This is a genomic window from Halobaculum gomorrense (genome assembly GCF_900129775.1).
Classification (GTDB): Archaea; Halobacteriota; Halobacteria; order Halobacteriales; family Haloferacaceae; genus Halobaculum; species Halobaculum gomorrense.
Window position 1 is genome coordinate 1 of sequence record NZ_FQWV01000016.1, and the last position, 1,222, is coordinate 1,222.

The 1,222-nt window shown below is 57.8% G+C and carries 1 rRNA gene; it reads left to right on the forward strand.

Features of this window, described 5'->3' with window-relative positions:
• A 16S ribosomal RNA gene (locus tag BUE16_RS15925) occupies window positions 1-1,215 on the forward strand; the annotation flags it as partial.
• Between the last annotated feature and the right edge of the window lie 7 nt (window positions 1,216-1,222).

Below are 1,222 nucleotides of genomic sequence, written 5' to 3' on the forward strand. Positions count from 1 at the left end.
ATAATCGGTACGGGTTGTGAGAGCAAGAACCCGGAGACGGAATCTGAGACAAGATTCCGGGCCCTACGGGGCGCAGCAGGCGCGAAACCTTTACACTGCACGACAGTGCGATAGGGGGACTCCGAGTGCGGAGGCATAGTGCCTTCGCTTTTGTGCACCCTAAGGCGGTGCACGAATAAGAGCTGGGCAAGACCGGTGCCAGCCGCCGCGGTAACACCGGCAGCTCAAGTGATGACCGATTTTATTGGGCCTAAAGCGTTCGTAGCCGGCCGGGCAAGTTCGTCGGGAAATCTACCAGCTCAACTGGTAGGCGTCCGGCGAAAACTGCACGGCTTGAGACAGGGAGACTCGAAGGGTACGTCCGGGGTAGGAGTGAAATCCTGTAATCCTGGACGGACCACCGATGGCGAAAGCACTTCGAGAGAACTGATCTGACGGTCAGGAACGAAAGCTGGGGTCTCGAACCGGATTAGATACCCGGGTAGTCCCAGCTGTAAACGATGTTCGCTAGGTGCGACGCAGACTACGAGTCTGTGTTGTGCCGTAGGGAAGCCGAGAAGCGAACCGCCTGGGAAGTACGTCCGCAAGGATGAAACTTAAAGGAATTGGCGGGGGAGCACTACAACCGGAGGAGCCTGCGGTTTAATTGGACTCAACGCCGGACATCTCACCAGCCCCGACTGTTCGAATGAAGACCAGTGTGATGAGCTTGTCAGACGATCAGAGAGGAGGTGCATGGCCGCCGTCAGCTCGTACCGTGAGGCGTCCTGTTAAGTCAGGCAACGAGCGAGACCCGCATCCCTAATTGCCAGCAAGACCCACGAGGTCGTTGGGTACATTAGGGAGACTGCCGCCGCCAAGGCGGAGGAAGGAACGGGCAACGGTAGGTCAGTATGCCCCGAATGGGCTGGGCTACACGCGGGCTACAATGGTCAGGACAATGGGTTCCTACTCCGAAAGGAGACGGTAATCTCAGAAACCTGGTCGTAGTTCGGATTGTGGGCTGAAACTCGCCCACATGAAGCTGGATTCGGTAGTAATCGCGTGTCACAAGCGCGCGGTGAATACGTCCCTGCTCCTTGCACACACCGCCCGTCAAAGCACCCGAGTGAGGTCCGGATGAGGCCTGGGTTGCCAGGTCGAATCTGGGCTTCGCAAGGGGGCTTAAGTCGTAACAAGGTAGCCGTAGGGGAATCTGCGGCTGGATCACCTCCACAGATAC